The following is a 26,321-nucleotide window of genomic DNA, read 5'->3' as shown; positions in this document are numbered from 1 at the left end:
TGCCCCCATTGTGTAAAAAGGAGATATGGATGAGCTGATCGGCGTCGGAGAGGCAGCAAGACGGTTGGGCCTGCATGAGAACACTGTGCGGAACATGGCTAAGGACGGCCGGCTGCCACCGGCCAACATCCCTGGCTCAAAGCGACTGAAGTTTCGGGCGGAGGACATCGACCGAATCGCCGCAGATCGTGGAGAGGAGGTCTCATCAGTCGTGGCGCGAGCTCGGGAAGTTGAGCCGGAGCGAGTAACGGCGAACGATCTCGATGCCTGGGGAGGCAGGCTTGCGCAAGAGAAGGCACCGGAGATGCTCCGTCGTCTGCTCGACGCGACCCCAGGCGTCACGCAGGTATCGGCGCGGGCCGGCGATGGCGTTGCCCTTCGTGGGTGGGATGGCGTTGCGATATCCGAAGGACAGCAGGCCAGTTATCTTCCGGTTGGCCGCCTGCGCTTCGAACTCGGTACCGATCAGAAGGTCGCATCCAAGGCGGAAAGTGACTATCAGAACCGCTTGTCGCTCGACGAGGAAGAGCGCCTGCAGACTCACTTCGTCTTCGTTACGACGAGGCGGTGGTCCGGAAAAGGCGCCTGGGTGGACAGCAAATCTGCTGAGGGCAAATTCCTCAGTGTGTCAGCGCTCGACGCTGACGACCTTGAGGGGTGGCTGCAGAAGACACCTTCCGCCCACATTTGGCTGTCGGAGCTCCTTGGACGCCATCCGCGCGACGTGCAGACGATTGAGCGGTGGTGGGACGAGTTTCGGACGTCAACGCTGTTCTCGATGCCCGAGTCCTTGTTCTCGGCCAATCAGGAGCATGTGCGCGATCGACTCGAGAGTTTTCTGAGGTCGACTAACCCACGCAAGGTGCTCACGATTCATGGCCGGTCCACTGACGAAGCGCTCGCTGTGACCTATGCTGCCCTTCACGCGTGGGAGGATCGGCCGTCTGCGATTGTCGTAGAGAGCGACGAGGCATGGGCGCGACTGTCTGAGTACAGCGTTCCTCACCTCCTGATACCTACGTTCCGAGAGCCGTCAGTTGCCGCGGCTGCCGACCGAGGACATCTTGTCGTCCTGCTCGCGCACAACGGAACCGCTCTCCGGCCGGGTGCCGACGTGGTCGCGCTGGCTCTACCCGGGCGGAGTGAGACGTCACGGACTCTCCAGGAAGCAGGCATGGCAACGCCAGAGGCGGAGAAGATGGCGGCGCTCTACCGCCGGAGCCCGAAGGCATTCTTTCGTGCCTTCGCGCTCGACCCGCGTGCTCAGTCCGCACTCCCGGACTCGCATCGGCACGACAGGACAACGGTTGCGCGACTGGCGCTCGCTGGCCAATGGTCCGCGGGTGACGGAGACCATGTCCTCCTGGAGCGGCTAGTGGGTGTGGACTGGCCGAAGATTGAGTCCTTGGTGGTGGCACTGTCCCAGGGGGATGACCCCGTGTTCGTGCGGGCGGGCGACGCTTGGCGCGTGGCAGCGCCTGTTGAAGCTTCCCTTTCGTTCTTCCCGTCGTTGACGAGTTCGGACATGGGCGACTGGGCGAAGCATGTGGAAGAAGCGCTCTTCGAAGTGGATCCGTTGGATATCCCTGACACCGCCGAACGACTTGCTGCGCAGTTGCGCGGGCAGAAGCGGCCCCATTCGCGGGAACTCGAGGAGGGGCTCGCAGGTGGTGTGGCGTTGATGGCACTTGTGGAAAGGGAAGTCGCGGGCCGCCGAGGGTCAGAATGGGCCGAACAAGTAGTCAGTCGCGTGTTGTCGCGCGCTGCGAAGGCCGGGGCTTCAGGGTGGAAGCGCATTGCGCATATTCTGCCAACTCTGGCAGAAGCGGCTCCCGACATTGTCCTCGACGCGGTCTTGGATGACCTGGGAAGCGAATCGCCCAACCTCGGGAGCCTGTTCCCGGTCGCAGACCGGCAGTCTGACTTTCTTGCTCCCGCGTCGCCTCATGTACACCTCTTGTGGGCGCTGGAGGTGCTTGCGCGATCAGCCGAGTACTTCGCGAGCGCGACGACTGCTCTAGCGCAACTGACGGACTACGACCAGGGCCCGGACAGCTCCGGCAACACCGCGTTTCGAAGCCTCGTGAACATGCTCCTCCCGTGGGTCCAGTACACGGACGCCGGCAGCAAGGCGAAGATGGCGGCGATTGAGCGTCTCGTTGACCGACGGCCGGAGCTCGCATGGCGTCTGATGCTACGTCTGATCCCGAGTTCGAACGAGGTTTCGATGCATCCCAGCGCTCCAAAGTACCGTGATTGGGGTCCGGAGTCCTCGGAGGTCACTGTCGCCGAGTGGGGAGCCTTCGCAAGCGAGTTGATGCGGGCAATGATTGCGCTCGCTGGGAACGACCTCGGCCGCTGGGCGGACGTTGTCGCCGTGCTCGACGACCTTCACCCTCGCGACTATGACGAAGCGACGGAGGCAATGCTCAGCGCAGTTTCCGCGTCGGAGCCCGCTTCTCCGACTGCTCTGCTGTTGTGGGACTCGCTGAACACTGAGATCTTGCGTCACACCGAGTATGCAGATGCTCACTGGGCGCTGCCCGACGACAACCTGGAGAGGCTACAGCGCATCCTCGCGGAGCTTCCTGATCCGGGCAAGGCGTCCACTTATGCGCCGCTGTTCGGGTGGGACGCTGGCCGCGCGGGCTTGGACTCGGAAGATCCGGCGGCGATGGCCGAGTGGCCGAACAAGCAACGGGACGCGGTGGCAGAGATCGCTCAGATGGGGCGCGCGGAGCTCGAGCGTCTGATCGATAAGGTCGACAATCCTCACGCGGTAGGGATCACATTCGCTGGACTGTCCAACGATGAGTTCGATGCATGGGCCCTCGGCTGGCTGCTGGCGGAAGGACAGCCACGTCGACAAGCTGCACAGTCGTACTTCTCCGGCCGATCCCAGACAGACGGCGGCCGGGCCTGGATCGAGGCAAAGCTTCGAGAACTCCAGGACGCACCCGAGGACCGTCTGGCATTGGCGCTCACCCCGGAGCCAAATCCGTCCACCTGGGCGATGTTTGAGCGAATCGCTGAGGATCTCGTAGATGGTTACTGGAGGTCCGTGAATCCGTGGAGCATCAATGAAGGGGATCGGCTAAGGGCGTTCCAAGAACTCATTCACCGTCATCGTCCGGTTAGCGCGCTCCTCTTGTTCGATCTCGCGGTTATTCGGGGAGAGCAAGCGGAGTCGACCGAGATGGGGCCTACTGAGGCGATCGCGGCACTAGACGAGATCCTCAGCGGCAACTCCGCAGAGGAGATCAGAGGTTCGCACCGGATTGGGTCGGCGCTGGACTTCCTCGCGAGCAACGGTGTCGCCGACGATCAACTGGCACGATACGAGTTTCTCTTCTACCCCCTGCTCGGCCAGACCGCCCACCAGCCCACTGCGCTGTATCGCGTGCTTCGAACGAACCCGTCAGAGTTCGTCGGGCTGGTATGCCTCTCCACTCGACCCGCGAGTAGGGCCAAGGAAGAGTCAAAGGATCCAGCGGCCGTAGCTCTCGCATGGCGCGTGCTCCGCGATTGGAAACAGCTCCCCGGTACCGATGGCACGACGTGGGTTCCGGACGCGGAAGTGTTGAAGGAGTGGATCATCGAATGCCGATCGCTCTTTTCGGAACGCGATCGAGCGCAAGTAGGGGATGAGATGCTGGGTTCAGTTCTGGCGTACGGAGCAAATGAAGCTTCCGAGGGGTGGCCAGCGATCCCCGTGCGCGAGGTGCTGGAAACGTTCGGCTCTCAGGACATGGAGACAGGGTTCTACAGGGGAATCTTGGACGCTCGCCGCACTTGGACCAAAGGCATCTATGAGGGAGGGGAACAGGAGAGGGAACTCTCCGTGCGTTTCCAGGCTCGCGCCGAGGAGTGCCGCGATTGGCGACGCTCGAACCGCGCCCTCAAGGCAGTGGCCCGTTCATACGAGCGTGAGGCTCAGCGCGCCGATGCCGAGGCGAAGTGGGACGCCGACGGAGCATGAGCGCGAAGTCAGCGCCTGCGCAGGTCGGAACATCGTCCGAAATGCGCCGCCAATCTGGCGCGACTTGGTGGGTGGCTGATGCTGGGATGTCCGATACATGACTACCGGCCCTGCACAGTCGCCCACGGCATTATCAACTACGTGGGCCACGTGGAGCGCTTCCGCCGCCAACGCCAACTCTTGCTCAGCGCGACGTTCCCCTGCCGGGTGGTTGAGCACTCTTGAACATGACGCCGATGGGCCTGGGATGGAGTGTGGATCTATTCGTGTGACTGCTCTGGAGTGTCTAGTCTTACTCTGCAGATGCATCCGCTGCCTATCCGTGAATACCAGAGGACACATATTCCCGTGGGACCTGCGTGGGGCTGTGGACGCAGTTCGCGGCAGATTCCTGAAGATTCTCGCGACGACGAGTTCCGCTAACTTCCGCATTATTCCGGGCGAAACTCGTCTTTCCGCGGGTATCCGGAGTAGGGCCAGGAGTGGTTCGATCCCAGTATCGCGCACAGAATTAAACCCCCGGTAAGCCGGGGGTTTTCTCGTTCCTTGGCGCCTCGCCGGAAGTCCGTGTGAGCAGCTGATTCATGCCTTCCTCACTGACGGCAGCTGCCAACCTTCCGGAACGTACCCGATGAGGGCATCCAAGTCTTCCGCTTCGATCTCGGTGGGGGAGTCGAATCGGGAGAAGGCCCCGGTTACTCATGAGTGCGGACGGTACCGATCAGCATGCTCTCAGCCTACGCTTTCGGCATAGTCGCTGACCTGCGCAACCGCTCGAGGCGCACGGTGATCTTGTCCACCGTGAGAATGACCGCACAGATGATCGCGATGGTTCCGGGGATGAACACGAGCAGGTTGTCGATCGCCTCCCACGCGGCAGGACTCCACAACGCGACCCAGGTGAGCACGAGTGCAAGCGCCGTCATCACCTCACCGACGAGCGTCACGATCCCGAAGAACCAGGTCGCCCGGCGGTGCTTTGCCACACCTTTCGTCGAGAAGTGGAAGTCGATGCCGAAAGCGATCAGCAGCACCGCGAACACAGACAGCAGCAGTCCCAGGTCATCCGTCGTCAACTCACGCATGGCGTCAGGATCTCAGTTGCGCGTACGGAACTCCAGTGTCCTCTTCTTCGTGATCTGGTCGTCTGGTGAGGCTTGCGAGACGAGTAGCCTAGAAGGTGACCCAGATGGAGTGACCTGTGCCTGAAATCGACGAGCAGAACGCCGCGCCCCGCGACGGCTTCGCCCTGTTCTCTGACCGATCCGTCGTCGCGATGCGCGTGAACGGCGAACTGAAGGATCTCGCGACCACCGTCGCCGAGACAGACGAGGTCACTCCGGTGACGATCGAGAGCGAAGACGGACTCGCGATCCTGCGCCACTCCGCAGCCCACGTGCTCGCGCAGGCGGTGCAGCGTATCAACCCGCAAGCGAACCTCGGCATCGGCCCGCCCGTGACCGATGGCTTCTACTACGACTTCGGTGTTGACACCCCGTTCACGCCCGAGGACCTCAAGGCGATCTCCAAAGAGATGCAGCGGATCATCCGCGAGGGTCAGCGCTTCGTGCGCCGGGTCGTCACTGAAGAAGAGGCGCGCGCAGAACTCGCCGACGAGCCGTTCAAGCTCGAGCTGATCGACCTCGCCGGTGGCCCAGGCTCCGGAGCGAACGCCGCAGAGGGCGCCTCTGTCGAGGTCGGCGCCGGTGACCTGACGATCTATGACAACACCACCAAGGACGGCGAGGTCGCCTGGAAGGACCTCTGCCGCGGCCCTCACCTGCCCAGCACTCGCATGATCGGCAACGGCTGGGATCTCACCCGTATCGCTGCCGCCTATTGGCGTGGCAGCGAAAAGAACCCGCAGCTCCAGCGCATCTACGGCACGGCGTGGCCCACCAAGGAAGAGCTAAAGGCCTATAAGGACCGCCTCGCTGAAGCGGAGCGCCGTGATCACCGCAAACTCGGTGTCGAGATGGACCTGTTCTCCTTCCCCGACGAGATCGGCTCCGGACTTGCGGTCTTCCATCCCAAGGGCGGGATCATCCGCTACGAGATCGAAGAGAATCTGCGTCGCCACCTGCTGCGCAACGGCTACGAGGTCGTTAACTCGCCGCACATCACGAAGAAGGATCTGTTCCAGACTTCAGGTCACCTGCAGACCTACGCCGACGGAATGTTCCCTCCGATGCACCTCGACGAGGTCACCGACGAAGACGGCAACATCACCCGTCAGGGTCAGGACTACTACCTGAAGCCGATGAACTGCCCGTTCCACAACCTCATCTACCGCGCACGTGGACGCTCCTACCGCGAGCTGCCCCTGCGCCTGGCCGAGTTCGGAACTGTCTATCGCTACGAGAAGAGCGGAACGCTCTCTGGCCTCACTCGTGTGCGCGGTCTCACGCAGGATGACGCGCACATCTACGTCGCACAGGACCAGGTGCACGAAGAGCTGACCACGAACCTCAACCTCGTGCTGGCTCTTCTTCGCGACTACGGTCTGAATGATTTCTACCTCGAGCTGTCCACGAACGAGGAGGGTAACGACAAGTTCCTCGGCGAGCCGGAGCAGTGGAGCTCTGCTATCGCCACGCTGCGCGAGGTCGCCGTCGCATCCGGTCTTGAGCTCGTCGACGACCCTGGGGGAGCCGCGTTCTACGGACCGAAGATCTCTGTGCAGGCGCGCGACGCGATCGGGCGCACCTGGCAGATGTCGACGATTCAGCTCGATTTCAACCAGCCGGAGCGATTCGAGCTCGAGTACACCGGCGCGGACGGACAGAAGCACCAGCCGGTCATGATCCACCGTGCTCTGCTCGGCTCGGTCGAGCGCTTCTTCGCGATCCTGCTCGAGCACTACGCCGGTGACTTCCCGGTGTGGCTCGCTCCCGTGCAGGTCGTTGGCGTGCCCGTCGCCGAGCAATTCGGCGAGTACCTCGACGGGATCGTCGCGCAACTGCGCTCGCACGACGTGCGCGCAGAGGTCGATCACTCGGACGACCGGATGCAGAAGAAGATCCGCAACCACACCACCGGCAAGGTTCCGCTGATCCTGATCGCGGGGGAGAAAGACCGTGAAGCCGGCACAGTCTCCTTCCGCTTCCGCGATGGCACTCAGGAGAACGGCGTTCCGATCGCAGATGCTGTTGAGCGCATTCGTGCCGCCATCACGTCTCACGCGCTCGTCCACACTGTGGGAGATCTCGCGTGACGACCGGGGACGCCGTGGAGGATGCCGGGCATCTCGCCGGTGTCCCCGACGAGTTCCAGCGCCTGTGGACCCCGCACCGGATGGCATACATCCAAGCCGGCCCGGAGCCACTGCGCGAAGAGTGCCCGTTCTGTGAGGCTCCGAAGCATCCTGACGCTGAGCGTCTCATCGTCGCACGAGGAAAGACGGCCTACGTGCTGCTCAACCTCTTCCCGTACAACTCAGGGCACATGCTGGTGTGCCCGTATCGCCACGTCGCAACCTACGACCAGGCGACGCCAGAAGAAGTGGCGGAAATCGGAGAGCTGACCCAGATCGGGATGCGCGTGCTGCGCGAGGTCTCGAACTGCGACGGTTTCAACCTCGGCATGAATCAGGGCGCTGTGGCCGGCGCTGGTGTCGACGCGCACCTTCACCAGCACATCGTGCCCAGGTGGAAGTCCGACGCGAACTTCTTCCCGATCATCGCCAAGACGAAAGCGCTCCCGCAGCTTCTTGGCGAAGTGCGGGAGGCCATCGCGAACGCGTGGCCGTTCAGCGCACCTGACGCGCGCTGAACTGCATCTTCGGGTGCGCGTAGGATTCCTGGGCCTCGATGAGCTGGAGTTCGCGCTCACCTGAATCCAGCGTGAGCTGGAGCAGGTCAAACACACTCGAAGCGGTGCGCTCCAGTGCTGTCTGCGCGCTTCTGGTCGATACGTAGTGAGCGGTGAACAGCGCCGCCGTCACATCACCGGAACCGTTCGCCTTCATCGGCAAGAACGGCGTCTGCACGATCCACGCACCTGCGTCATCGACGGCGAGCATCTCGATCGTGCCCTCTTCGCGGTCTGGCCGCTCCACGCTCGTGACCAGCACGGTGCGGGGACCCATCGCGCGGGCGAGGGCGACGGATTCCAGGGTCGACTCCAGCGTGTCGGGCTCTGTGCGCGTGAGGAAGCCCAGTTCGAACTGGTTCGGCGTGATGATGTCGGCGACCGGCACGACCTTCTCGCGCAGCAGTTCCGGGATGGCGGGCGCGACGAAGCATCCGGATTTTGCATTTCCCATCACCGGATCGCAGGCGTACAGAGCGTTGGGGTTTGCCGCTTTCACGCGCGCAACGGCGTCGATGATGACCTCACCGATACCCTCGCCGCCCTGGTATCCCGACAGGATTGCGTCGACCTGCGGGAAGACCTCGCGCTCTTCGATGCCGATGATGACGTCACGGACGTCCTTCGGGTCGATAAGCGGGCCGCGCCATGCGCCGTACCCGGTGTGGTTCGAGAAATTCACCGTGTAAACCGGCAGCACATCGACGCCGATGCGCTGCAGCGGGAACACTGCGGCGGAGTTGCCGACATGTCCGTAGGCGACGGCAGACTGGATCGAGAGGATCTTCATCCCTCGATCTTCTCACTGTCGACGCCTCTCTCAGCGCACTGCGACAGCGATGTCTGCGACGAGCTGCTCTGCGTCGTCATCGCTCAGGTCATGCACGGTGAGTCGCAGATGGTGCGAGGGATCGGCGTTGTCGTCGAGGAGGAACTCGTCCCCGGTTCGTGCCAGCCAGCCACGGCGCATGAGCTGTTCCCTGACCGTGCGCGCGGGCTTCGGAAAGCGCACCCAGAGATTCATTCCGTCGGTGTACTCGGCATCGATGCCATGTTCGCGCAGTCGCCCTGCGAACACGCGATTGCGTTCCGCGTAGTGTGCTCCGGCTGCACGGATTCGTGCGTGCGCGTCTTCATCGGTCAGCATCCCCAGCGCGAGCCGCTGCAACAGGTGACTCACCCACGTGGTTCCAGGGCTCAATCGCATGGAGAGACGCTCTGCGGTCTCCGCATCCGTGGCGGCGATCGCGAGGCACATATCAGGGCCGAGGAATTTCGACACCGATCTCAGAAGCGCGAAGCGCTGGTGGTCGGGGCCGACCAGGCTCTCGTATCGCTGCTCGGACAGCATCGAGAAGTGATCGTCTTCGATGATCAAGACATAAGGATGCTGCGCAAGCAGTTCCCGGAGAGCGGCAGCACGCGCGGGGGACAGACTCGCCCCGGTCGGGTTCTGCGCGCGTGGGGTGGAGATGATCGCACGGACTCCCGCGTCCAATGCCTCGCGGAGGCCATCGACAGTCATGCCCTCGTCGTCGACGGGCACCGGCACGGCGCGATAGCCGCCGAGTCTGACCGTGTGGATGCTGGCGAGGAAGCACGGATCTTCGAGCGCCACCGCGTCATCGCGCATGAGCGCCTGAGCGAGCAGGCGTTCGACGGCGTCGACCGCTCCGCTCGTGACGGTGATGCGAAAGTCGGATGCCGCCAGGTCTGGCGCGATCCACTCGCGCGCCCATGTCTCAAGAGCGGGATCGATGACGGGTTCCCCGTAGAGCACGGGCCTTCCCACCACGCCGGCCAGCACCGCGGAGGGATCAGGGATGAGAGCGGGGTCGGGGTTTCCCGTGCCGATGTCACGGAGCACGGTGTTCGCGGCGTAACCCTCCTGGGCGACGGCATCGTGCTCGACGATCATCGTTCCGGCGCGGCCGCGACTGACCACGATGCCCGCTTGGGCGAGCTGTCGGTACGCCGCCACCGTGGTATTCCGATTGACCCCGAGGAGCGCCGCGAGCTCTCGCACTGGCGGCAGCAGGGTACCGGGGGAGAAGACACCTCGTTCGCGGAGTTCGCGCACGCTGCCGGCGATCTCAGCGGCGGTTCGGCCGGTGATCTGCTGGTTCAATGACGCCTCCTGACATCTGAGTCTACGATGCCCGAAGAGAGTGCTATCTTTTGGCATAGATCAAACACAGCTTTGGATGCACGGAAGGATCCACCATGGTCGCAGACGAGAATTCCACCACCGGATCGGTACGCGTCAAGCGCGGACTCGCCGAGATGCTCAAGGGCGGTGTCATCATGGACGTCGTCACCGCGGAGCAGGCGAAGATCGCCGAAGATGCCGGCGCAGTTGCGGTCATGGCGCTCGAGCGCGTTCCTGCCGATATTCGTGCCCAAGGCGGCGTCTCTCGCATGAGCGACCCGGACATGATCGACAGCATCATCAGTACCGTTTCGATTCCGGTCATGGCGAAGGCCCGCATCGGACACTTCGTCGAGGCGCAGGTGCTTCAGGAACTCGGTGTGGACTACATCGACGAGTCGGAGGTCCTCTCGCCCGCCGATTATGTGAATCACATCGACAAGTACGACTTCACCGTTCCCTTCGTGTGCGGTGCGACCAACCTCGGCGAAGCACTGCGCCGCATCAACGAAGGGGCGGCGATGATCCGCTCCAAGGGCGAAGCCGGCACCGGCGACGTGTCTGAAGCGATGAAGCACATCCGCAAGATCCGTGGCGAGATCGCCGCTCTCGCGGCTCTTCCGAAAGATGAGCTGTATGTCGCAGCCAAGGAACTGCAGGCACCCTACGAGCTCGTGGCGGAGATCGCAGAGACAGGAAAGCTGCCGGTCGTACTCTTCGTCGCAGGTGGCGTTGCCACCCCAGCGGATGCCGCGATGATGATGCAGCTCGGCGCCGACGGTGTCTTCGTCGGCTCCGGCATCTTCAAGTCGGGAAACCCCGCTGAGCGCGCTAAGGCGATCGTGAAGGCGACGACCTTCTACGACGACGCGAAGGTCATCGCCGAAGTCTCGCGTGGCCTCGGTGAGGCGATGGTCGGCATCAATGTCTCCGACCTTCCCGCGCCGCACCGCCTCGCCGAGCGTGGTTGGTAACCCACGCATCGGCATCCTGTCCCTGCAGGGCGACGTGCTCGAGCACGAGAACGTCCTGCAGGGGCTCGGAGCCGATACGCTGCGCGTGCGGCGTCCATCCGAACTCGCTGAGGTCGACGCGCTGGTGATTCCCGGTGGCGAGTCGACGGTCATCGACAAGCTCTCGCGTTCCTTCGGCCTGCAGGAACCGATCCGTCAGGCGATCAGAGACGGGATGCCGATGCTCGGCACCTGCGCAGGGCTCATCATGCTCGCAGATGCCCTGACCGACGCGGCGGAGGGGCAGCAGACCTTCGGCGGACTCGATGCCACAGTGCAGCGCAACGCGTTCGGGCGCCAGACGGAATCCTTCGAGGTCGTCTTGGTCGTGCCAGTGCTCGGCGGAGAACCCGTCCGGGCAGCCTTCATCCGGGGGCCGGCGATCACGGCGGTGGGTCCCGGCGTCACGACACTCGCCGCGCTGCCGGATGGTCGCGTCGTCGCCGTGGAACAGGGGGCCCTCATCGGGATCAGTTTTCATCCGGAGATCACCGGCGAGACCCGCTTCCACGAAAGGCTCTTGGCCTCGGTGACATCGCGGTAGCGTGGCGGGATGCGATTGCCGATCGGATCCACGGATGTCTCAGAGAGCGGTGGCACCGTCACCCTGATCGGCCGTCGAGCTAACGGCTGGCGATCGATCGCTTCGACCGAGAAGCCACTGGATGAGGCCGTCGCCCTGCTGGAGAAGCAAGCCCACGCGCATGAGGATCCTGCGTTCGAAGAAGCTGTCCTCTCGTCGGATGCAGATGCTCCTCGGTACGTGCCCGGCCAGTCGATTCTCTGGCGGTACGGCCGCCACATCGAGGCAGTGCGGGTGATCCGGGACGACGAGCGGGGACTCGTCATCTGGATTCCCCCGGGATCTTCGCGTCTCGAGCCGGGCCCAGCCGATGGCAGGCGTCATCGGGATGTTCCCTTGGATGAGCGTTTCCTCGAGCCCTGGGTGATGCGCGAGAAGACATGGACCGGACAGGGGGTCGTCCGTGTCGCGCCGACCGGCAAACCGTGGTCAGTGTGGTTCTTCCGGCGTGCGGACGGCTCCCCGGCCGGCGTGTACGTCAACCTCGAGCTCCCGCACCGGCGCGGGACGGGCGAGACCTCGAGCGTCTTCTCGAATGACCTCGTTCTCGACATCTGGATCGATGCGGAACACGTCGGGTCCGAGGACGTCTGGCTGAAAGACGCCGATGAGCTCGAAGCTGTCGTTAGACAAGGGCGCTTCACCGCGGAGCAGGCCGAGGCGGTGCGCGTGCTCGCCGATCACGCCGGTCACGATTTCATCGTGGATGGCGCGTGGCCCCTTGACGAGGATTGGGCGCATTGGACGCCCGATGCCGAAATGGATGTGCCTGTCGCTCTGCCTCCCACGCCCCTGATCGAGTCCGCGAGGCGCCGATCAGGCCCGAACAGCCTCGGGGGCTGAGCACTCGCGCGGAACCATTGCCAGGAACCGCGTAGAATGAGGGCGCTAAAAGCGCGAGACGAGCGGAGATATATGTCCGGGCATTCCAAGTGGGCGACGACGAAGCACAAGAAGGCCGTCATCGATTCGAGGCGCGCGAAGTCGTGGGCCAAGCTCATCAAGAACATCGAAGTAGCGGCGAAGCTCGGCGGCGCCGATATGGCGGGCAACCCGACGCTCTACGACGCCGTCTTCAAAGCGAAGAAGATGTCGGTCCCGAAGGACAACATCGATCGCGCAGTGAAGCGCGGTGCCGGTATCGGCGGCGAGGCTGTCGAGTACCTCTCGATCATGTACGAAGGCTACGGACCCAACGGTGTCGCCCTCATGATCGAGTGTCTGACCGACAACAAGAACCGCGCAGCCGCAGAGGTTCGGACGGCCCTGACCCGCAACGGCGGCACACTCGCTGATCCAGGCAGCGTCGCGTACAACTTCGAGCGCAAGGGCGTCATTGTGGTCGGTTCCGAGGGAACCACCGAAGACGACGTGATGGAGGCCGTACTCGAGGCCGGTGCTGAAGAGATCGAGCCGCACGGCGACGACTACGGGGTCATCACCGAGGCCACTGACCTGGTGACCGTCCGCACTGCTCTGCAGGATGCGGGGATCGACTATGAATCCGCCGACGTGGAGTTCGTGCCGAACGTCAAGGTCGAGGTGGACGCAGCGACTGCCCGCAAGGTGTTCCGTCTCATCGATGCCCTTGAAGACAGCGAAGACGTGCAGAACGTCTACAGCAACTTGGACCTCACCCCAGAGGTGCAGGCCGAACTCGAGGACGACGAAGAAGAAGACTGAGGCGAGCCTGCCGAGCCGTCACCTCCCCCACGCATAGCCTGGGGGAGTGGCGGCTTCTTCTCTGCGCGTGCTCGGGATCGACCCCGGCCTTACCCGGTGCGGTGTCGGCATCGTCGATGTCGACCGCTCGCGACGCGGGACTCTGGTGCACGTCGGCGTCATTCGCACTCCGCCGGACGCTCCCATTGGAGAGCGATTGGCGGCGGTCGCCGCGGGAATCCGCGATGTCCTCGGTGAACACAAACCGGATGCTGTCGCCGTGGAGCGCGTCTTCGCCCAGCACAACAGCCACACCGTGATGGGTACCGCCCAGGCCAGCGGCGTCGCTCTCTTGATCGCTGCCGAAGCGGGGTTGCCCGCCGCGACCCATACACCGAGTGAAGTGAAGGCTGCGGTGACTGGTTACGGCTCGGCGGATAAGAAGCAGGTGCAGGCAATGATCGCCCGTATTCTGCGACTGGATGAGCCGCCTCAGCCGGCTGATGCGGCTGACGCCCTTGCGATCGCACTGTGTCATGCGTGGCGGCGCGGTGGGGCCACCGCTGGTGCGCCTGAGTCGCTGACGCCCGCACAGCGGGCGTGGGCGGACGCCGAGCGTGTCGCTCGAACATACATACGATGAAGATCGTAGGCTGGAGCAATGATCTCCTCGCTCCACGGCACGGTTCTGTCCACGGGGGTGCCGCCCACCGGCGCTGACCATGTCGTGATCGATGTCGGAGGAGTGGGCTTCTTCGTCTCTGTACCTGGCGACGTCGCACACACAGCGCGCGTCGGCGAGAAGCTGCGGCTCTATACAAATCTCATCGTGCGTGAGGATGCCCTGAGTCTGTATGGATTCGCCGAGCCTCTCGAGCTGGAAGTGTTCACGCAGCTGCTGAGCGTGACCGGAGTCGGCCCCAAGTCGGCCCTCGGCGTACTCGGACATCTCACGGTCGATCAGATCGCCGCTGCCGTCGCAGATGACGACGACGCTCCGTTCCGTCGGGTGTCGGGGATCGGCCCCAAGACTGCGAAGCTGATCGTCGTGCAGCTCGCAGGCAAGCTTCAGCCTCCTGCCGCGGCCGCGGGACGCGCAGCGCCCGCAGGCGATGTGGTCGTCACTCAGGTGACCGCCGCACTGATCGGTCTGGGCTGGTCAGAGAAGGTCGCGATCGAGGCCGCCGCAGAGACCGCAGAAGCCGCGAGCGACGCTGACCGCGCATCAGTGTCTGCGCTGCTGCGGCAGGCGCTCGCGGCTCTGGGCCCGGCGAAGGCCGGTGGCGCACGTGGCTGAGGAGCACTTCGAGGGCCGCGATCCCGCTGAGCCGGTCGACGAGACCGAGCTGGCAATCGAAGGCGCGCTCCGCCCGGAGAGCCTCGGCGAGTTCGTCGGGCAGCCCAAGGTCCGCGGTCAGCTTCAGCTGCTCCTGGATGCTGCGCGCATCCAGAATCGTCCTCCTGACCACATCCTGCTTGCAGGACCTCCCGGGCTCGGCAAGACCACGCTCGCAATGATCGTCGCCCACGAGAGCGAACGTCCGCTCCGTCTCTCGAGCGGGCCGGCGATTCAGCACGCCGGCGACCTCGCTGCGCTGCTGTCGAGCCTCGTTCCCGGTGAGGTGCTCTTCATCGACGAAATCCATCGCATGGCGCGCTCCGCCGAGGAGATGCTCTACCTGGCGATGGAAGACTTCCGCATCGACATCATGGTCGGTAAGGGGGCAGGGGCCACCAGCATTCCGCTTGATCTGGCTCCCTTCACGCTCGTCGGTGCGACGACACGGTCAGGGCTGCTCCCCAACCCTCTGCGCGACAGGTTCGGTTTCACCGGACATCTGGAGTTCTATGACGATGCCGACCTCGAGAAGGTGATCGAGAGATCATCGCTCGTGCTCGATGTGGGCGTGCCGGTCGACGCGCGTCATGAGATCGCTCGCCGTTCGCGGGGCACCCCACGCATCGCCAATCGGCTTCTGCGTCGAGTGCGCGACTACGCGCTCGTCCATGGCGAACGCGGTGGCGCGACGCTCGGTGATGTCAACGCGGCGCTCGAGCTCTACGACGTCGACCCGATCGGATTGGACCGTTTGGACCGCGCGGTTCTCGAAGCGCTCGTGCACCGTTTCCGCGGAGGCCCCGTAGGACTCAGCACCCTCGCTGTCGCCGTCGGCGAAGAAGCAGAAACAGTGGAGAGCGTGGTCGAGCCCTTCCTCGTGCGCATCGGCTTCCTCGGCCGCACCCCGCGCGGGCGGGTCGCGATGCCAGAGGCGTATGCGCACCTCGGGCTGTCGCATCCCGAAAGCGCCGCATTGCTCGATGACCTATAATCGCTGAAGACTTCACCCCTGACCCCCGGCACGTCCGACCCTCGGCGTGCACATTTTGAAAGGCTCTGCCTGATGGAAATCGTCCTCTTCGGCCTCCTCGCCGTCCTTCTCGTCTTCATGTTCTTCAACACGCGCAAGCGGCAGAAGGCGCTGAAGGCCGAACAGGAAGAGAAGGCCACCAAGACGGTTCCCGGCGTGAAGGTCCTGCTCCAGGGGGGCCTCTACGGCACGATCGTCGCGTACGACCCCAATGACCTCGACACGCCCGCACTCGTCGAGATCGCACCGGGAACGATCATCGAGGTCCACAGCCAGGCGATCCTCCGCATCGTCGAGCCGAAGGATGCTGTCGCAGACTTCGAGTCCGACGCGGACGTTCACGACCACGTGATCGAAGAGATCGAGGTCGACTCGACTCCGGAGACGCCCGAGCAGACCCGTGCCCGCCTGGAGCGCGACTCCGACGGCAACTGATCGCCATCGTCGAGTAGTAGTCTCTTCGCTGGCCCTGTCCGGTCCACTCGGTAACGCAGAAAGCTGAACATCCGTGGCTTCATCCTCTCCTGTCCGCCATGCGTGGAAGGTCCTCCTCGGCCTTCTCCTCGTGACGGCCGCTCTGTTCGGCATCAATGCACTGGGTGTCTACGGATTCCAGAAGAGCTCTTGGACTCCTGAGCTCGCCCTCGACCTGCAGGGTGGCACGCAGATCGTCCTGAGCGCCGTCACCGAAGACGGGTCGAACCCCTCGACGGAGCAGCTCGACCAGGCGGTCTCGATCATCCGTCAGCGTGTCGACGCCTCCGGTGTGGCTGAAGCCGACATCACGACCGAGGGCGGACGCAACATCGTCGTCCAGATTCCCGGTGTCGCCGATGAGGAGACCCGCGCTCGCATCCAGGCCAGCGCACAGCTCGAGTTCCGCTCGGTGATCTTCGCGGGCGACCCTGCGACCGAGTTCGTCGGCGAGGATGGCAACAGCACACCCTACCCTTCGCCCGATCCCTCGGCCAACGCGGTGCCGACGGCGACGCCTACCGACGGCAGTGACATGGCCTGGGTGACCGAGAAGCTGCAGGGAGAGTTCCTCGCTTTCGACTGCGCGAACCCGGAGAACACTGCCTCGAGTGCTCCCTCTGATGAGCCGCTGATCACGTGTGATGACACCGGCATGGTGAAGTACATCCTCGGTCCGATGGAGCTTTCGGGTGACGCGATCGATGACGCCACCAGCGGTCGCGACCCGCAGTCGGGCGCATGGACCGTGCAGCTCACCCTCGACAGCCACGGCACCAAGGTCTTCGGCGAGATCAGCCAGCGTCTCTACCAGAACAAGCTCGACGGTCTGAGCCCGCGCGACCAGTTCGCGTTCGTTCTGGATGGCAAGGTCATCTCGGCTCCTCAGATGAACGCGCAGATCCTCAACGGAAAGCCGAGCATCTCCGGGTCGTTCACTCAGGAGACCGCTGAGACGCTCGCCAACCAGCTCAAGTACGGTGCTCTGCCGCTCAGCTTCACCACCGAGAGCTCAGACACGATCTCGGCAACGCTCGGAACCCAGCAGCTCCAGGTCGGCCTCATCGCCGGTCTGATCGGACTCGCGCTCGTCGCGGTCTACTCGCTGATCAGCTACCGCGCACTCGGTACGGTCATCATCGCCTCGATCGCGGTGATGGGTGTGCTGACCTACATCATCATCTGCATCTTGGCGTGGCGCCTCGGCTTCCGCCTTTCGCTGGCAGGTGTCGCGGGCCTCATCGTGTCGATCGGATTCACGGCCGACTCGTTCATCGTGTACTTCGAGCGAATACGCGATGAGTTGCGAGACGGAAAGTCGATCACCGGCGCCGTTGAAGACGGTTGGGGGCGCGCGAAGCGAACCATCTACATCTCGAAATCGATCAACATCCTCGCCGCTGTCGTGCTGTACGTCCTCGCCGACTCGACGGTGAAGGGCTTCGCCTTTACGCTGGGTCTGACGACCCTCATCGACGTGTTCATCTTCGTGATCTTCACGCATCCGGTCATGCAGATCCTTGCTCGCACTCGCTTCTTCGGCGGCGGACACAAGCTGTCGGGTCTTGACCCTGATGCGCTCGGTGCGGTCTATCACGCCCGCTCGCAGTTCCGCGAGGTCGCGCAGACCACGGTCGGTCGTGCAGCAAAGAACAGCCGCTCGCGCGGCGAAGCGGAACGGCGACAGACGATCGCCGAGCGCAAGAGAGAACAGTCGCTCACTTCGAGCAGATCCACGGACTCGGGAAGCGAGGGAGAGCGCTGATGGCCTCCATGAATGAGTTCGGCAACAACCTTTACACGGGAAAGACCTCCTTCCCGTTCGTCGGCAAGCGTCGTTTGTGGTTCATCATCGCGATCGTCCTTGTCGTGGCATCCGCCCTTGTACCCCTTCTGCGCCCGGTGCAGTTCTCGATCGAGTTCACCGGTGGATCGCAGTTCACGGTGGTCGCGCCGGAATCCACTGATCAGGCGACTGCGACGACAGCTGTGCAGTCGGTCGTTCCAGAATCGACTGCGAAGGTCGCGATCGTGGGCGGTACAGATGTGCGGGTGCAGACCTCGCAGATGTCGGCAGAGGATACTCAGGCTGTCGCCCACGCACTGGCAGAGGCGTACAACGTCGCCCCGGAAGAGATCACCTCATCCTTCATCGGCCCGCAGTGGGGTGAGAGCGTCACCCGACAGTCCCTGTGGGGTCTGGCGATCTTCCTCGCGCTGACGTTCCTGATCCTTGCGATCTACTTCCGCACCTGGAAAATGTCGGCGGCAGCCATCATCGGCCTGCTCGACGTGCTCGTCATCACGGTCGGCGTGTACGCGCTGGCAGGATTCGAGATCTCGCCGGCAGCCGTCATCGGCTTCCTCACGATCCTCGCGTACTCGCTGTACGACACGACGGTGGTGTTCGATAAAGTCCGTGAGAACACCACGGAAGACGGTGAGAACTCCTCTCGAACCTTCGGAGAATCGGTGAACCTCGCGGTGAACCAGACCCTCGTGCGTTCGATCAACACGTCGATCGTCGCGGCTCTGCCTGTCGGCGCGATCCTCTTCATCGGAGCTTTCTGGCTCGGTGCTGAAACCCTCACGGACATCTCGCTGTCGATCTTCGTCGGAATCCTCGTCGCCACATATTCGACGCTCTTCGTCGCAGCCCCGCTGTACTCGTTGTTCCGCGAGAAGGAGCCGAACATCGTGGAGGGCGATCGCCGCGTGCTCGAGCTTCGTGCTCGCGCTGCAGTCGACGCCTGAGGCGGCTGACCGCCACCGGGCCCGAACACCGGCAGGCGCGTAAGATGTTGTGACCCGGAGGTGAAGCGATGTCGGAGGCGACCACGCAGGCGCAGGGCTCGAGCCTGAGACGACTCGTCCCTCGCATCTTCTCGCGCGCGCCTCGGATCAACGATCTCGACAACCTCATCCGCTCAGTGCGGGTGAACCACCCCAAAGGTGATCTCGCGATCATCGAGCGGGCGTACAAGGTTGCCAAAGAGAAGCACGAGGGGCAGAAGCGTCGCAGCGGCGAGCCGTACATCACTCACCCGCTGGCTGTTGCGCAGATTCTCGCCGAGATGGGGCTGGGGCCCCGCGCAATCGCGGCGGCCCTCCTGCATGACACCGTCGAAGACACCGGGTACGCGCTCTCAGAGCTGACGGACACGTTCGGCGATGAAGTGGCGATGCTCGTCGATGGCGTCACCAAGCTCGACAAGGTCAAGTACGGCGAGAGTGCTCAGGCCGAGACCGTCCGCAAGATGATCGTGGCGATGTCCAAGGACATCCGAGTGCTTCTGATCAAGCTCGCCGACCGCCTCCACAATGCGCGCACGTGGGGCTTCGTACCACCCGAGAAGGCTGCGCCGAAGGCCAGAGAGACTCTGGAGATCTACGCGCCGCTGGCTAATCGACTCGGCATTCAGACGATCAAGTCGGAACTGGAAGACCTTTCGTTCGCTGTGCTGCATCCGAAGATTTACGCCGAGATCAACAGCCTGATCGCTCAGCGGACTCCTCAACGCGAGAAGTATCTCAAGCAGGTCATCGAATCGATAGGCGAAGACCTGCACGACCTCCGTATCAAGGGGCAGGTGGGGGGACGCCCGAAGCAGTTGTACTCGGTGTACCAGAAGATGGTGCTGCGAGGGCGTGAGTTCGACGACATCTACGACCTGATCGGCATCCGCGTGCTGGTGGGCTCGGTTCGCGACTGCTACGCCGTGCTCGGCGCCATTCACGCGCGCTGGACACCGCTGCCCGGTCGCTTCAAGGACTACATCGCCACGCCCAAGTTCAACCTCTATCAGTCGCTGCACACGACGGTCATCGGTCCCAGCGGTCGTACCGTCGAGATCCAGATCCGCACGCACGAGATGCACCAGCAGGCGGAGTTCGGTGTTGCAGCGCATTGGATGTACAAAGAGCGGATGAACGGCGGGAAGTCCGTCGATGGTCCGAGCGACACGGACATGACCTGGCTGGCGCACATCTCGGACTGGCAGGCCGAGACAGCAGACCCGAGTGAGTTCCTCGACTCTCTCCGCTTCGAGATCGGTGCGAAAGAGGTCTACGTCTTCACGCCCAAGGGGCGAGTGATCGGGCTGCCATCCGGTGCGACGACAGTAGATTTCGCGTATGCCGTGCACACCGAGATCGGCCACCGCACCATGGGCGCGAAGGTCAATGGTCGTCTGGTTCCGCTCGAGACGGTGGTCAACAGCGGCGATGTCGTCGAGGTGTTCACGTCGAAGAATCCGGATGCCGGTCCCAGCCAGGATTGGCTGTCTTTCGTCAAGAGCACTCGTGCCCGCAACAAGATCAAGGGGTGGTTCACCAAGGAACGCCGTGAGGAGGCGATTGAGCAGGGTAAGGAGTCCATCGCTCGCGCGATGCGGCGTCAGAACATGCCGCTGCAGCGTTTGATGAACCATGACTCTTTCGCTGAAGTGGCACTCCAACTTCGGTACGAGGATGTCTCTGCCCTGTATGCCGCAGTCGGCGAAGGGCACGTATCCACGCAGTCGGTGCTCGAGAAGGTCACCGCGCTCATCGCTGCGAACGACACGAGCACTGGTGCGATCGATATTCCCGTGCGGCCGCGTGCGCACGTACCGCGAACCGGGGATTCCGGGATTCTGGTGCGGGGTGCGTCTGACATTCTCGTGAAACTCGCCAAGTGCTGCACCCCAGTGCCGGGTGACAAGATCGTCGGGTTCGTGACGCGCGGCAGCGGAGTCTCGGTGCACCGCGCCGACTGCGTCAACGTTCACGCGCTCAGCGACCAGGAGCAGCGCTTCATCGATGTGGAGTGGGGCTCCACGAGCAAGAGCGTGTTCCGGGTGCAGATCCAGGTCGAAGCCCTCGATCGTGGCGGATTGCTCTCAGATGTGACCCGAGTGCTCAGCGAGCACCACGTCAACATTCTCTCGGCCACGGTGAACACCAATGATGAGCGCCTCGCGATCAGCCGGTTCGTGTTCGAGATGGGTGATTCCGTGCATCTTGACCGTGTGCTCAACGCGGTGCGCCGGATCGACGCGGTGTACGACGTCTACCGGGTCACCTCTTCGTAGGGTCACACGCTCCTCAACGCTGATAGTGCCGCGTGCTTCCCTGGCAGGCGTGGTCGGGATTCCACGCGCGCGATCGCACGAGCGACGAGATCGTGTCGACTATCTGCAAGGCACCGCATCCAGTGTGCGGCGGCTTCGTCACTGCTGGCAGCGAGAGCAAGGTCAGTCAGCGTGCGCAGCACAGTGGTGACAGGTGCGCCGCCCACGACCTCGAAGTCGTCCGTGTCAAGAAGCACATCGTGCAGCACGACACCGGGCGGAGCATGCACGCGCTGGCGGCGGGCGATGACCCGCTGCAGGTGGTGCTGCGCTGGGGGAGCATTCCCCGTGCCGTGCACCCACGCCGCCGTCGGCCCACTCGCGGCATAGCCGGGAACCAGGATCGGCTTCAGGGATGCCACGCGTGCGGCCGCATCCTCCGGAAGATCGGGTGGCATGTAGCCGTCGCCGACCTCGAACAGCAGACCATCCAGGCGCGCCGAGTTCAGTTCGGGTTGGGACAGCAGAGCCCCAGGAAAGAAGAGCAGCGATGGATGCACACCTTCAGTGTGCCGCGCTCTGTCCCTTCCCGGGGCTGCTGTGGATAACGTCAGTTACCGAGGGCTCCCAGCCAGGCGCGACGGGCTTCCAGCGCGTCAGCTGCTTCCTTCACGGCCTTCTTATTGCCGGACTTCTCAGCTGCTGCCAGTTCGCTCTCGAGCTTGTCGATCGCGTCCTGCAGCTGCTGGCTCATGTCGTTCGCACGCGCCTTGGTCTCGGGGTTGTTCCGCTTCCAGTCGACCTCTTCGCGTGACTTGAGCGCCTGCTCGATCACGCGGAGCTTGTCATCGAGGGCACGCTCCTGCTCGCGCGGGAAGATGCGGCCCACCTCGTCCCACTGACGCTGAATCTTGGTGAGCAGCGCACGAGCCTGCTTGATGTTCGATTCGTCAGCGACAGCCTTGGCGTCTTCGAGGAGCGCCTTGCGTGCCTCGATCTTCGGTGCAGACTCAGCCTCTTCTGCGGCGGACTGCTCAGCGCGAGCAGCGTACAGGGCGTCGCCGGCCGCCTTGAAGCGAGCCCACAGGGCATCATCGGCCTTGCGTCCGGCACGACCGGAAGCCTTCCAGTCCTCGAGCAGGTTGCGGTACGCGGGGATTCCGTCCACGCCCTTCGGCGCGAGGGCTTCTGCGCGTTCGATCAGCGTGTTCTTGCGCTCACGCGCAGACTTGTGCGTCTCGTCGAGCTCGGCATAGAACGTGCGACGGTTCTTGTCGATGACGGAGCGAGCGTCACGGAATCGCTTCCACAGCTGCTGCGAGATGCCCTTGGGAAGGCGCGGACCGTTCTGCTGCTGGGACTGCCACGTCTCGAAGAGCGTGTTGACCTCTTCAGTGACCTGCTTCCACTGGACCTTGCTGAGATCACGAGCGGCGATTGCCTCGATGCCCTCAACGACGACCGTGCGATCGGCGATCGCCTTGTCAACCTGCTCCTTGGCCTCTTTGGCTTCGGCCTCGCGTGCCTCAGCGAGAGCCGCAGTGAGAGCGCTCAGTCGCGCGTTCAGTGATGCGAGATCGCCGACAGCGGCAGCATCCGTCACCTCGGTGACGAGCTTGCCCGCCTGGCTGGTCAGATCGCTTGCCGAGGCGCCACCTGACTGGTGACGCTGCTCGAGCGTGTGCACCTTGAATGCGAGGTCGTCGAACTTGCGGACGAAGTACGCGAGCGCCTCTTCGGGCGTGCCGTCGGGATACTGGCCGACGACGCGCCACTGCTCGCCTTCGCGCACCTCGACGACGCCGTCGTCAGTGACACGGCCCCAATCGGCGGAGTCGGCCGCAGCCACTGGGGAAGCCGCGGCCGCGGGGGAAGCGACCGGCGCCGATGCGCGAGGTGGCATCGGGATGCGCGGAGGCGCGGGAACGGGCGGTGTGGGCTTGGGGGTCTCGGCTGCAGACACGATGTGCTCCTTGCGCGGTCAGCCCGCGTGAGGGTGGAAAGGACTTCGCTCAGCCTAGTACGCCTGGGGCCAGCCCGCGGATGCAGTGATTGTCGTAGTGGGAGCGGGCATGGTCGCGCACCGCCTCGTGGAGAGCCTGGTCAGCTGCGCGGACGAAGACTTGCAGATCACCGTGATCGGTGGGGAGGGCCGTCTGCCGTATGACCGTGTCGGCCTCACCGGCGACTTCTCCGGTGTGACGCCGAGCGAACTGGGCGGTGGACGGCGCCGACCTGCCCGGATGCTTCGTCTATCGGACTCTCGACGACGTGCAAGCGGTGCGTGACTTCGTGCAGCGGCGACGCAGCCAGCTCGGGCTGGAGACGGCCGGAGCCCTGCAGAGCCTCGACGTCGACACGACCGTCTCACAGACGCGCATCAGGAGTGTGAGATCTCGTCTATTCGATCGGCGTAGCAGCAGGGAACAGGTCTGCGAACGGGTTCTCGAGGACCGCAGGAGTCGACGCCTCGCTCGGCTCGGGCTCGGGGGCGGTCACAGCCGCGTGGACGGACTGGCTGACGATGGCACCCACGATGACGAGCCCTCCGATGACGGCAGCGATCGTGTTGTCCCGTACTCGACGGCTGATCTGGCCCTCATGCCACGAAGTCCGTGCTGCGTACATCCGTGCGCGCTCGGCAGAGGCCTTCGAACGCTGGGCGTCCTTCGATCCACGACTCGCCATCATCTTCCTTCCCACGGCGCGCGGGGTCCGCGCCACAGGTGAGCCTACCGGTGAGCGTTGTCGCCGGTGAGCATTAGCCTGGGTGTATGACCTCCGCTCCGCTGCTCTCGGGACAGACGCCCCTTGCCGTGCGGATGCGCCCCACCTCGCTCGACGAGGTGGCAGGCCAGCAGCACCTGCTGCGCGCAGGATCGCCCATTGTCGCGCTGGCCGATCCGGATGCCGCATCGCCCGGTGCCGTCTCGATCATTCTGTGGGGTCCGCCGGGCACAGGTAAGACCACCCTGGCGCAGGCGATCGCTCGGTCGTCCGGCCGCCGCTTCGTCGAGCTCTCTGCGATCACCGCGGGCGTCAAGGATGTTCGTGAAGTGATGCAGGAAGCGATCACCCAGCGCGACCTGTACGGCCAGACCACGATCCTCTTCCTCGATGAGATCCACCGGTTCACCAAAGCTCAGCAGGATGCTCTTCTACCAGGGGTGGAGAACGGCTGGGTCATCCTCATCGCAGCCACAACCGAGAACCCCTCGTTCTCGGTGATCTCGCCGCTGCTCTCGCGGTCTCTGCTTCTCACTCTTCAGCCCCTGACCGATGCCGATGTCGCACTTCTGATCGAACGCGCGACGACCGACGCGCGTGGGCTCAACGGCAGCGTCTCCGTTGAAGACTCGGCGCGCGCGGCGCTCGTGCGGCTCGCTTCCGGTGACGCGCGCCGCGCGCTCACCGGCCTCGAAGCGGCCGCAGCCGTCGCAGTGTCGACGGCCGAAGCAGGCGCTGATAGCAGCGTCGTCACAGCAGACGACGTCGCCCAGGCGGTTGATCGCGCGCTGCTGCGCTACGACCGTCAGGGAGATGAGCACTACGACGTGATCAGTGCGTTCATCAAGTCCATCCGCGGTTCCGATCCGGATGCCGCGCTACACTACCTCGCCCGAATGATCGAAGCGGGGGAGGACCCGCGCTTCATCGCTCGGCGTCTGGTGATCTCTGCGGCAGAAGACATCGGTCTCGCTGACCCGCAAGGACTGGTCATCGCGACTGCGGCAGCCGACGCGGTCGCTTTCATCGGCATGCCCGAAGGGCGGATTCCGCTCGCTGAAGCGACGGTCTACCTCGCGACCACAGCGAAATCCAACGCGGCTTATTCCGGGATCAACGCCGCAATTGCCGACGTTCGGGCGGGCAACTTCGGTCGGGTGCCGCTGCACCTTCGCGATGCCCACTATGCGGGAGCCAAGCGGCTCGGACACGGCAAGGGCTACAAGTATCCGCATGACGACGATCACGGCATCGTCACTCAGCAGTACCTTCCTGATGAGCTGCAGGGCCGCCGTTACTACCAGCCCAAGGCACTGGGCGCAGAGCGTGAAGTCTCCGCTCGGCTCGAGCGCATCCGTCGGATCCTTGACGGTCGCTGACCACTCACAGGGCGCCGAAACCGCCCGCGACCCGTTCTGTTAGACTTGAGCGGCTCGAAACACAGTTTTCGGGCATCTCTGCGTTCACACCCCACCTTTTGGGCGCCCCGGCGTGCGCACATCAGGCAGAGCGTCGAGATACGTCCGTGAGACGTGAAAGACACGTCCACGTCATCGGAAGGAATACTTCGTGGTTACGAAGTCCCAGGACCGCCGCAAGGTGCGTCTCTCCCGCGCCCTCGGCATCGCCCTCACCCCGAAGGCTGCCCGCTACCTCGAGAAGCGTCCCTACGCTCCGGGTGAGCACGGCCGCACCAAGCGCAAGGCTGACAGCGACTACGCTGTCCGTCTCCGTGAGAAGCAGCGTCTGCGCGAGCAGTACGGCATCCGCGAGAAGCAGCTGCGCATCGCGTTCAACGAGGCACGTCGCGTCGACGGCCTGACCGGTGAGAACCTGGTCGAGCTGCTCGAAATGCGTCTGGACGCCCTCGTGCTCCGTTCGGGCTTCGCCCGCACCACGGCACAGGCTCGCCAGATGGTCGTGCACCGTCACATCATGGTCGACGGTCAGCTCGTCGACCGCCCGTCCTTCCGCGTGAAGCCGGGTCAGATCATCCACGTCAAGCCGCGCAGCGAGGGCACCGAGCCTTTCCAGGTGGCAGCAGCCGGCGGTCATGCCGAGGTGCTTCCGCCGGTTCCCGGCTACCTAGAGGTCGAGCTCGACAAGCTGCAGGCCCGTCTGCTTCGTCGTCCGAAGCGCGCCGAGGTCCCCGTGACCTGTGAAGTGCAGCTCGTCGTCGAGTACTACGCAGCTCGCTGATACAACGTTTCACTCAGAAGGCGCCGGGAGAGATCCCGGCGCCTTCTGCCGTTTCCGCCTACGATGGAAAGGCCGCGTGCCGCGGCCCAATCATGAGGATGGCGACATGAAGAGCTTTCTGTGGTTCCTGATCGGCGTGATCGGCGGATTCGTCGCCGCGCACTTCATGAACAAGGACCCGCGAGGACACGACCTTCTCTCAGAGGTCGACGCGCGGATCACGGGTTTCACCGCGATCCTCTCGGACGCGTACCGTGAGCAGGAAGCCCGTCTCATCGAGCTCCGCGAGAACTGATCACCCTCCC

The 26,321-nt window shown here is 63.9% G+C and carries 24 protein-coding genes; 18 read left to right on the top strand and 6 right to left on the bottom strand.

Going from position 1 to position 26,321, the window contains the following annotated elements:
• The first annotated feature begins 25 nt into the window (after positions 1-25).
• Positions 26-3,979 (top strand): helix-turn-helix domain-containing protein, encoded by a 3,954-nt coding sequence (locus ACTU6U_RS06445; protein WP_443468328.1) that lies wholly within the window; start codon positions 26-28, stop codon positions 3,977-3,979.
• A 737-nt stretch (positions 3,980-4,716) separates the two neighbouring features.
• Here the strand turns inward: ACTU6U_RS06445 and ACTU6U_RS06440 are convergent.
• Positions 4,717-5,064 (bottom strand): hypothetical protein, encoded by a 348-nt coding sequence (locus tag ACTU6U_RS06440; protein ID WP_443468327.1) that lies wholly within the window; start codon positions 5,062-5,064, stop codon positions 4,717-4,719.
• 191 nt (positions 5,065-5,255) lie between these two features.
• On the opposite strand from ACTU6U_RS06440, the gene thrS reads away from it, so the two are divergent.
• Positions 5,256-7,193, top strand: coding sequence for a threonine--tRNA ligase (gene thrS / locus ACTU6U_RS06435; RefSeq protein WP_443468436.1), 1,938 nt, complete (start codon positions 5,256-5,258; stop codon positions 7,191-7,193).
• Positions 7,190-7,750, top strand: coding sequence for an HIT family protein (locus ACTU6U_RS06430; RefSeq protein ID WP_443468326.1), 561 nt, complete (start codon positions 7,190-7,192; stop codon positions 7,748-7,750). Before thrS ends, ACTU6U_RS06430 begins: the two co-directional genes overlap by 4 nt.
• Here the strand turns inward: ACTU6U_RS06430 and pdxY are convergent.
• Positions 7,728-8,579, bottom strand: a complete 852-nt coding sequence (pdxY, locus tag ACTU6U_RS06425) for a pyridoxal kinase PdxY (RefSeq protein ID WP_443468325.1) — start codon at positions 8,577-8,579, stop codon at positions 7,728-7,730. The two genes, ACTU6U_RS06430 and pdxY, sit on opposite strands and share 23 nt — an antisense overlap.
• Positions 8,580-8,609: 30 nt before the next feature.
• On the bottom strand, positions 8,610-9,917 hold the full coding sequence (locus ACTU6U_RS06420; protein ID WP_443468324.1) for an aminotransferase class I/II-fold pyridoxal phosphate-dependent enzyme: 1,308 nt from the start codon (positions 9,915-9,917) through the stop codon (positions 8,610-8,612).
• A 95-nt stretch (positions 9,918-10,012) separates the two neighbouring features.
• On the opposite strand from ACTU6U_RS06420, the gene pdxS reads away from it, so the two are divergent.
• The 11 genes from pdxS (at position 10,013) to ACTU6U_RS06365 (ending at position 21,111) form a co-directional block, all read left to right on the top strand.
• Positions 10,013-10,912: a pyridoxal 5'-phosphate synthase lyase subunit PdxS gene (gene pdxS / locus ACTU6U_RS06415; protein WP_443468323.1), complete on the top strand. Its 900-nt coding sequence runs from the start codon at positions 10,013-10,015 to the stop codon at positions 10,910-10,912.
• Complete coding sequence (pdxT, locus tag ACTU6U_RS06410; RefSeq protein ID WP_443468322.1) at positions 10,863-11,495, top strand: pyridoxal 5'-phosphate synthase glutaminase subunit PdxT; 633 nt, start codon at positions 10,863-10,865, stop codon at positions 11,493-11,495. The genes pdxS and pdxT overlap by 50 nt, the downstream gene beginning before the upstream one ends.
• Before the next feature lie 9 nt (positions 11,496-11,504).
• Entirely contained in the window at positions 11,505-12,377 is an 873-nt protein-coding gene (locus ACTU6U_RS06405) for a DUF402 domain-containing protein (protein WP_443468321.1), read from the top strand.
• Between the two features lie 72 nt (positions 12,378-12,449).
• Positions 12,450-13,217 (top strand): YebC/PmpR family DNA-binding transcriptional regulator, encoded by a 768-nt coding sequence (locus tag ACTU6U_RS06400; protein ID WP_443468320.1) that lies wholly within the window; start codon positions 12,450-12,452, stop codon positions 13,215-13,217.
• A 46-nt stretch (positions 13,218-13,263) separates the two neighbouring features.
• A complete protein-coding gene (gene ruvC / locus ACTU6U_RS06395) occupies positions 13,264-13,839 on the top strand; it encodes a crossover junction endodeoxyribonuclease RuvC (protein ID WP_443468319.1) in 576 nt (191 codons plus the stop codon).
• A gap of 18 nt (positions 13,840-13,857) precedes the next feature.
• Positions 13,858-14,493, top strand: a complete 636-nt coding sequence (gene ruvA / locus ACTU6U_RS06390; RefSeq protein WP_443468318.1) for a Holliday junction branch migration protein RuvA — start codon at positions 13,858-13,860, stop codon at positions 14,491-14,493.
• Positions 14,486-15,526, top strand: a complete 1,041-nt coding sequence (gene ruvB, locus ACTU6U_RS06385) for a Holliday junction branch migration DNA helicase RuvB (RefSeq protein WP_443468317.1) — start codon at positions 14,486-14,488, stop codon at positions 15,524-15,526. The genes ruvA and ruvB overlap by 8 nt, the downstream gene beginning before the upstream one ends.
• 72 nt (positions 15,527-15,598) lie before the next feature.
• Positions 15,599-16,000 carry a preprotein translocase subunit YajC gene (locus ACTU6U_RS06380; protein ID WP_443468316.1) on the top strand — a complete coding sequence of 134 codons (402 nt, stop codon included), beginning with the start codon at positions 15,599-15,601 and terminating at the stop codon, positions 15,998-16,000.
• A gap of 73 nt (positions 16,001-16,073) precedes the next feature.
• Complete coding sequence (gene secD, locus ACTU6U_RS06375) at positions 16,074-17,804, top strand: protein translocase subunit SecD (RefSeq protein WP_443468315.1); 1,731 nt, start codon at positions 16,074-16,076, stop codon at positions 17,802-17,804.
• Entirely contained in the window at positions 17,804-18,793 is a 990-nt protein-coding gene (gene secF / locus ACTU6U_RS06370) for a protein translocase subunit SecF (RefSeq protein WP_443468314.1), read from the top strand. Before secD ends, secF begins: the two co-directional genes overlap by 1 nt.
• A 68-nt stretch (positions 18,794-18,861) precedes the next feature.
• Positions 18,862-21,111: a RelA/SpoT family protein gene (locus tag ACTU6U_RS06365; protein WP_443468313.1), complete on the top strand. Its 2,250-nt coding sequence runs from the start codon at positions 18,862-18,864 to the stop codon at positions 21,109-21,111.
• A gap of 2 nt (positions 21,112-21,113) precedes the next feature.
• On the opposite strand, the gene ACTU6U_RS06360 is transcribed toward ACTU6U_RS06365, so the two are convergent.
• Positions 21,114-21,650, bottom strand: coding sequence for a hypothetical protein (locus ACTU6U_RS06360; protein ID WP_443468312.1), 537 nt, complete (start codon positions 21,648-21,650; stop codon positions 21,114-21,116).
• 50 nt (positions 21,651-21,700) lie between these two features.
• Positions 21,701-23,053 carry a DUF349 domain-containing protein gene (locus ACTU6U_RS06355; protein WP_443468311.1) on the bottom strand — a complete coding sequence of 451 codons (1,353 nt, stop codon included), beginning with the start codon at positions 23,051-23,053 and terminating at the stop codon, positions 21,701-21,703.
• Between the two features lie 109 nt (positions 23,054-23,162).
• Between ACTU6U_RS06355 and ACTU6U_RS06350 the strand changes: the two genes are divergently transcribed.
• Positions 23,163-23,378, top strand: coding sequence for a hypothetical protein (locus ACTU6U_RS06350; RefSeq protein ID WP_443468310.1), 216 nt, complete (start codon positions 23,163-23,165; stop codon positions 23,376-23,378).
• 112 nt (positions 23,379-23,490) lie between these two features.
• Here the strand turns inward: ACTU6U_RS06350 and ACTU6U_RS06345 are convergent, their stop codons facing one another.
• Entirely contained in the window at positions 23,491-23,778 is a 288-nt protein-coding gene (locus ACTU6U_RS06345; protein ID WP_443468309.1) for a hypothetical protein, read from the bottom strand.
• 86 nt (positions 23,779-23,864) lie between these two features.
• Here ACTU6U_RS06345 and ACTU6U_RS06340 point away from each other — a divergent pair, with 86 nt between their 5' ends.
• From ACTU6U_RS06340 to ACTU6U_RS06330, 3 genes are all read left to right on the top strand, one after another.
• Entirely contained in the window at positions 23,865-25,196 is a 1,332-nt protein-coding gene (locus tag ACTU6U_RS06340; RefSeq protein WP_443468308.1) for a replication-associated recombination protein A, read from the top strand.
• A 190-nt stretch (positions 25,197-25,386) separates the two neighbouring features.
• The gene (rpsD, locus tag ACTU6U_RS06335; protein WP_443468307.1) at positions 25,387-26,016 is read left to right on the top strand and encodes a 30S ribosomal protein S4; all 630 of its coding nucleotides are present in this window, start codon (positions 25,387-25,389) and stop codon (positions 26,014-26,016) included.
• Between the two features lie 106 nt (positions 26,017-26,122).
• Positions 26,123-26,311: a hypothetical protein gene (locus ACTU6U_RS06330; RefSeq protein WP_443468306.1), complete on the top strand. Its 189-nt coding sequence runs from the start codon at positions 26,123-26,125 to the stop codon at positions 26,309-26,311.
• Positions 26,312-26,321: the final 10 nt, after the last annotated feature.

The sequence above is a fragment of the Microbacterium zouquanmingi genome (assembly GCF_052266695.1).
GTDB lineage: Bacteria > Actinomycetota > Actinomycetes > Actinomycetales > Microbacteriaceae > Microbacterium.
This window is presented reverse-complemented; position numbering and strand designations above follow the sequence as displayed.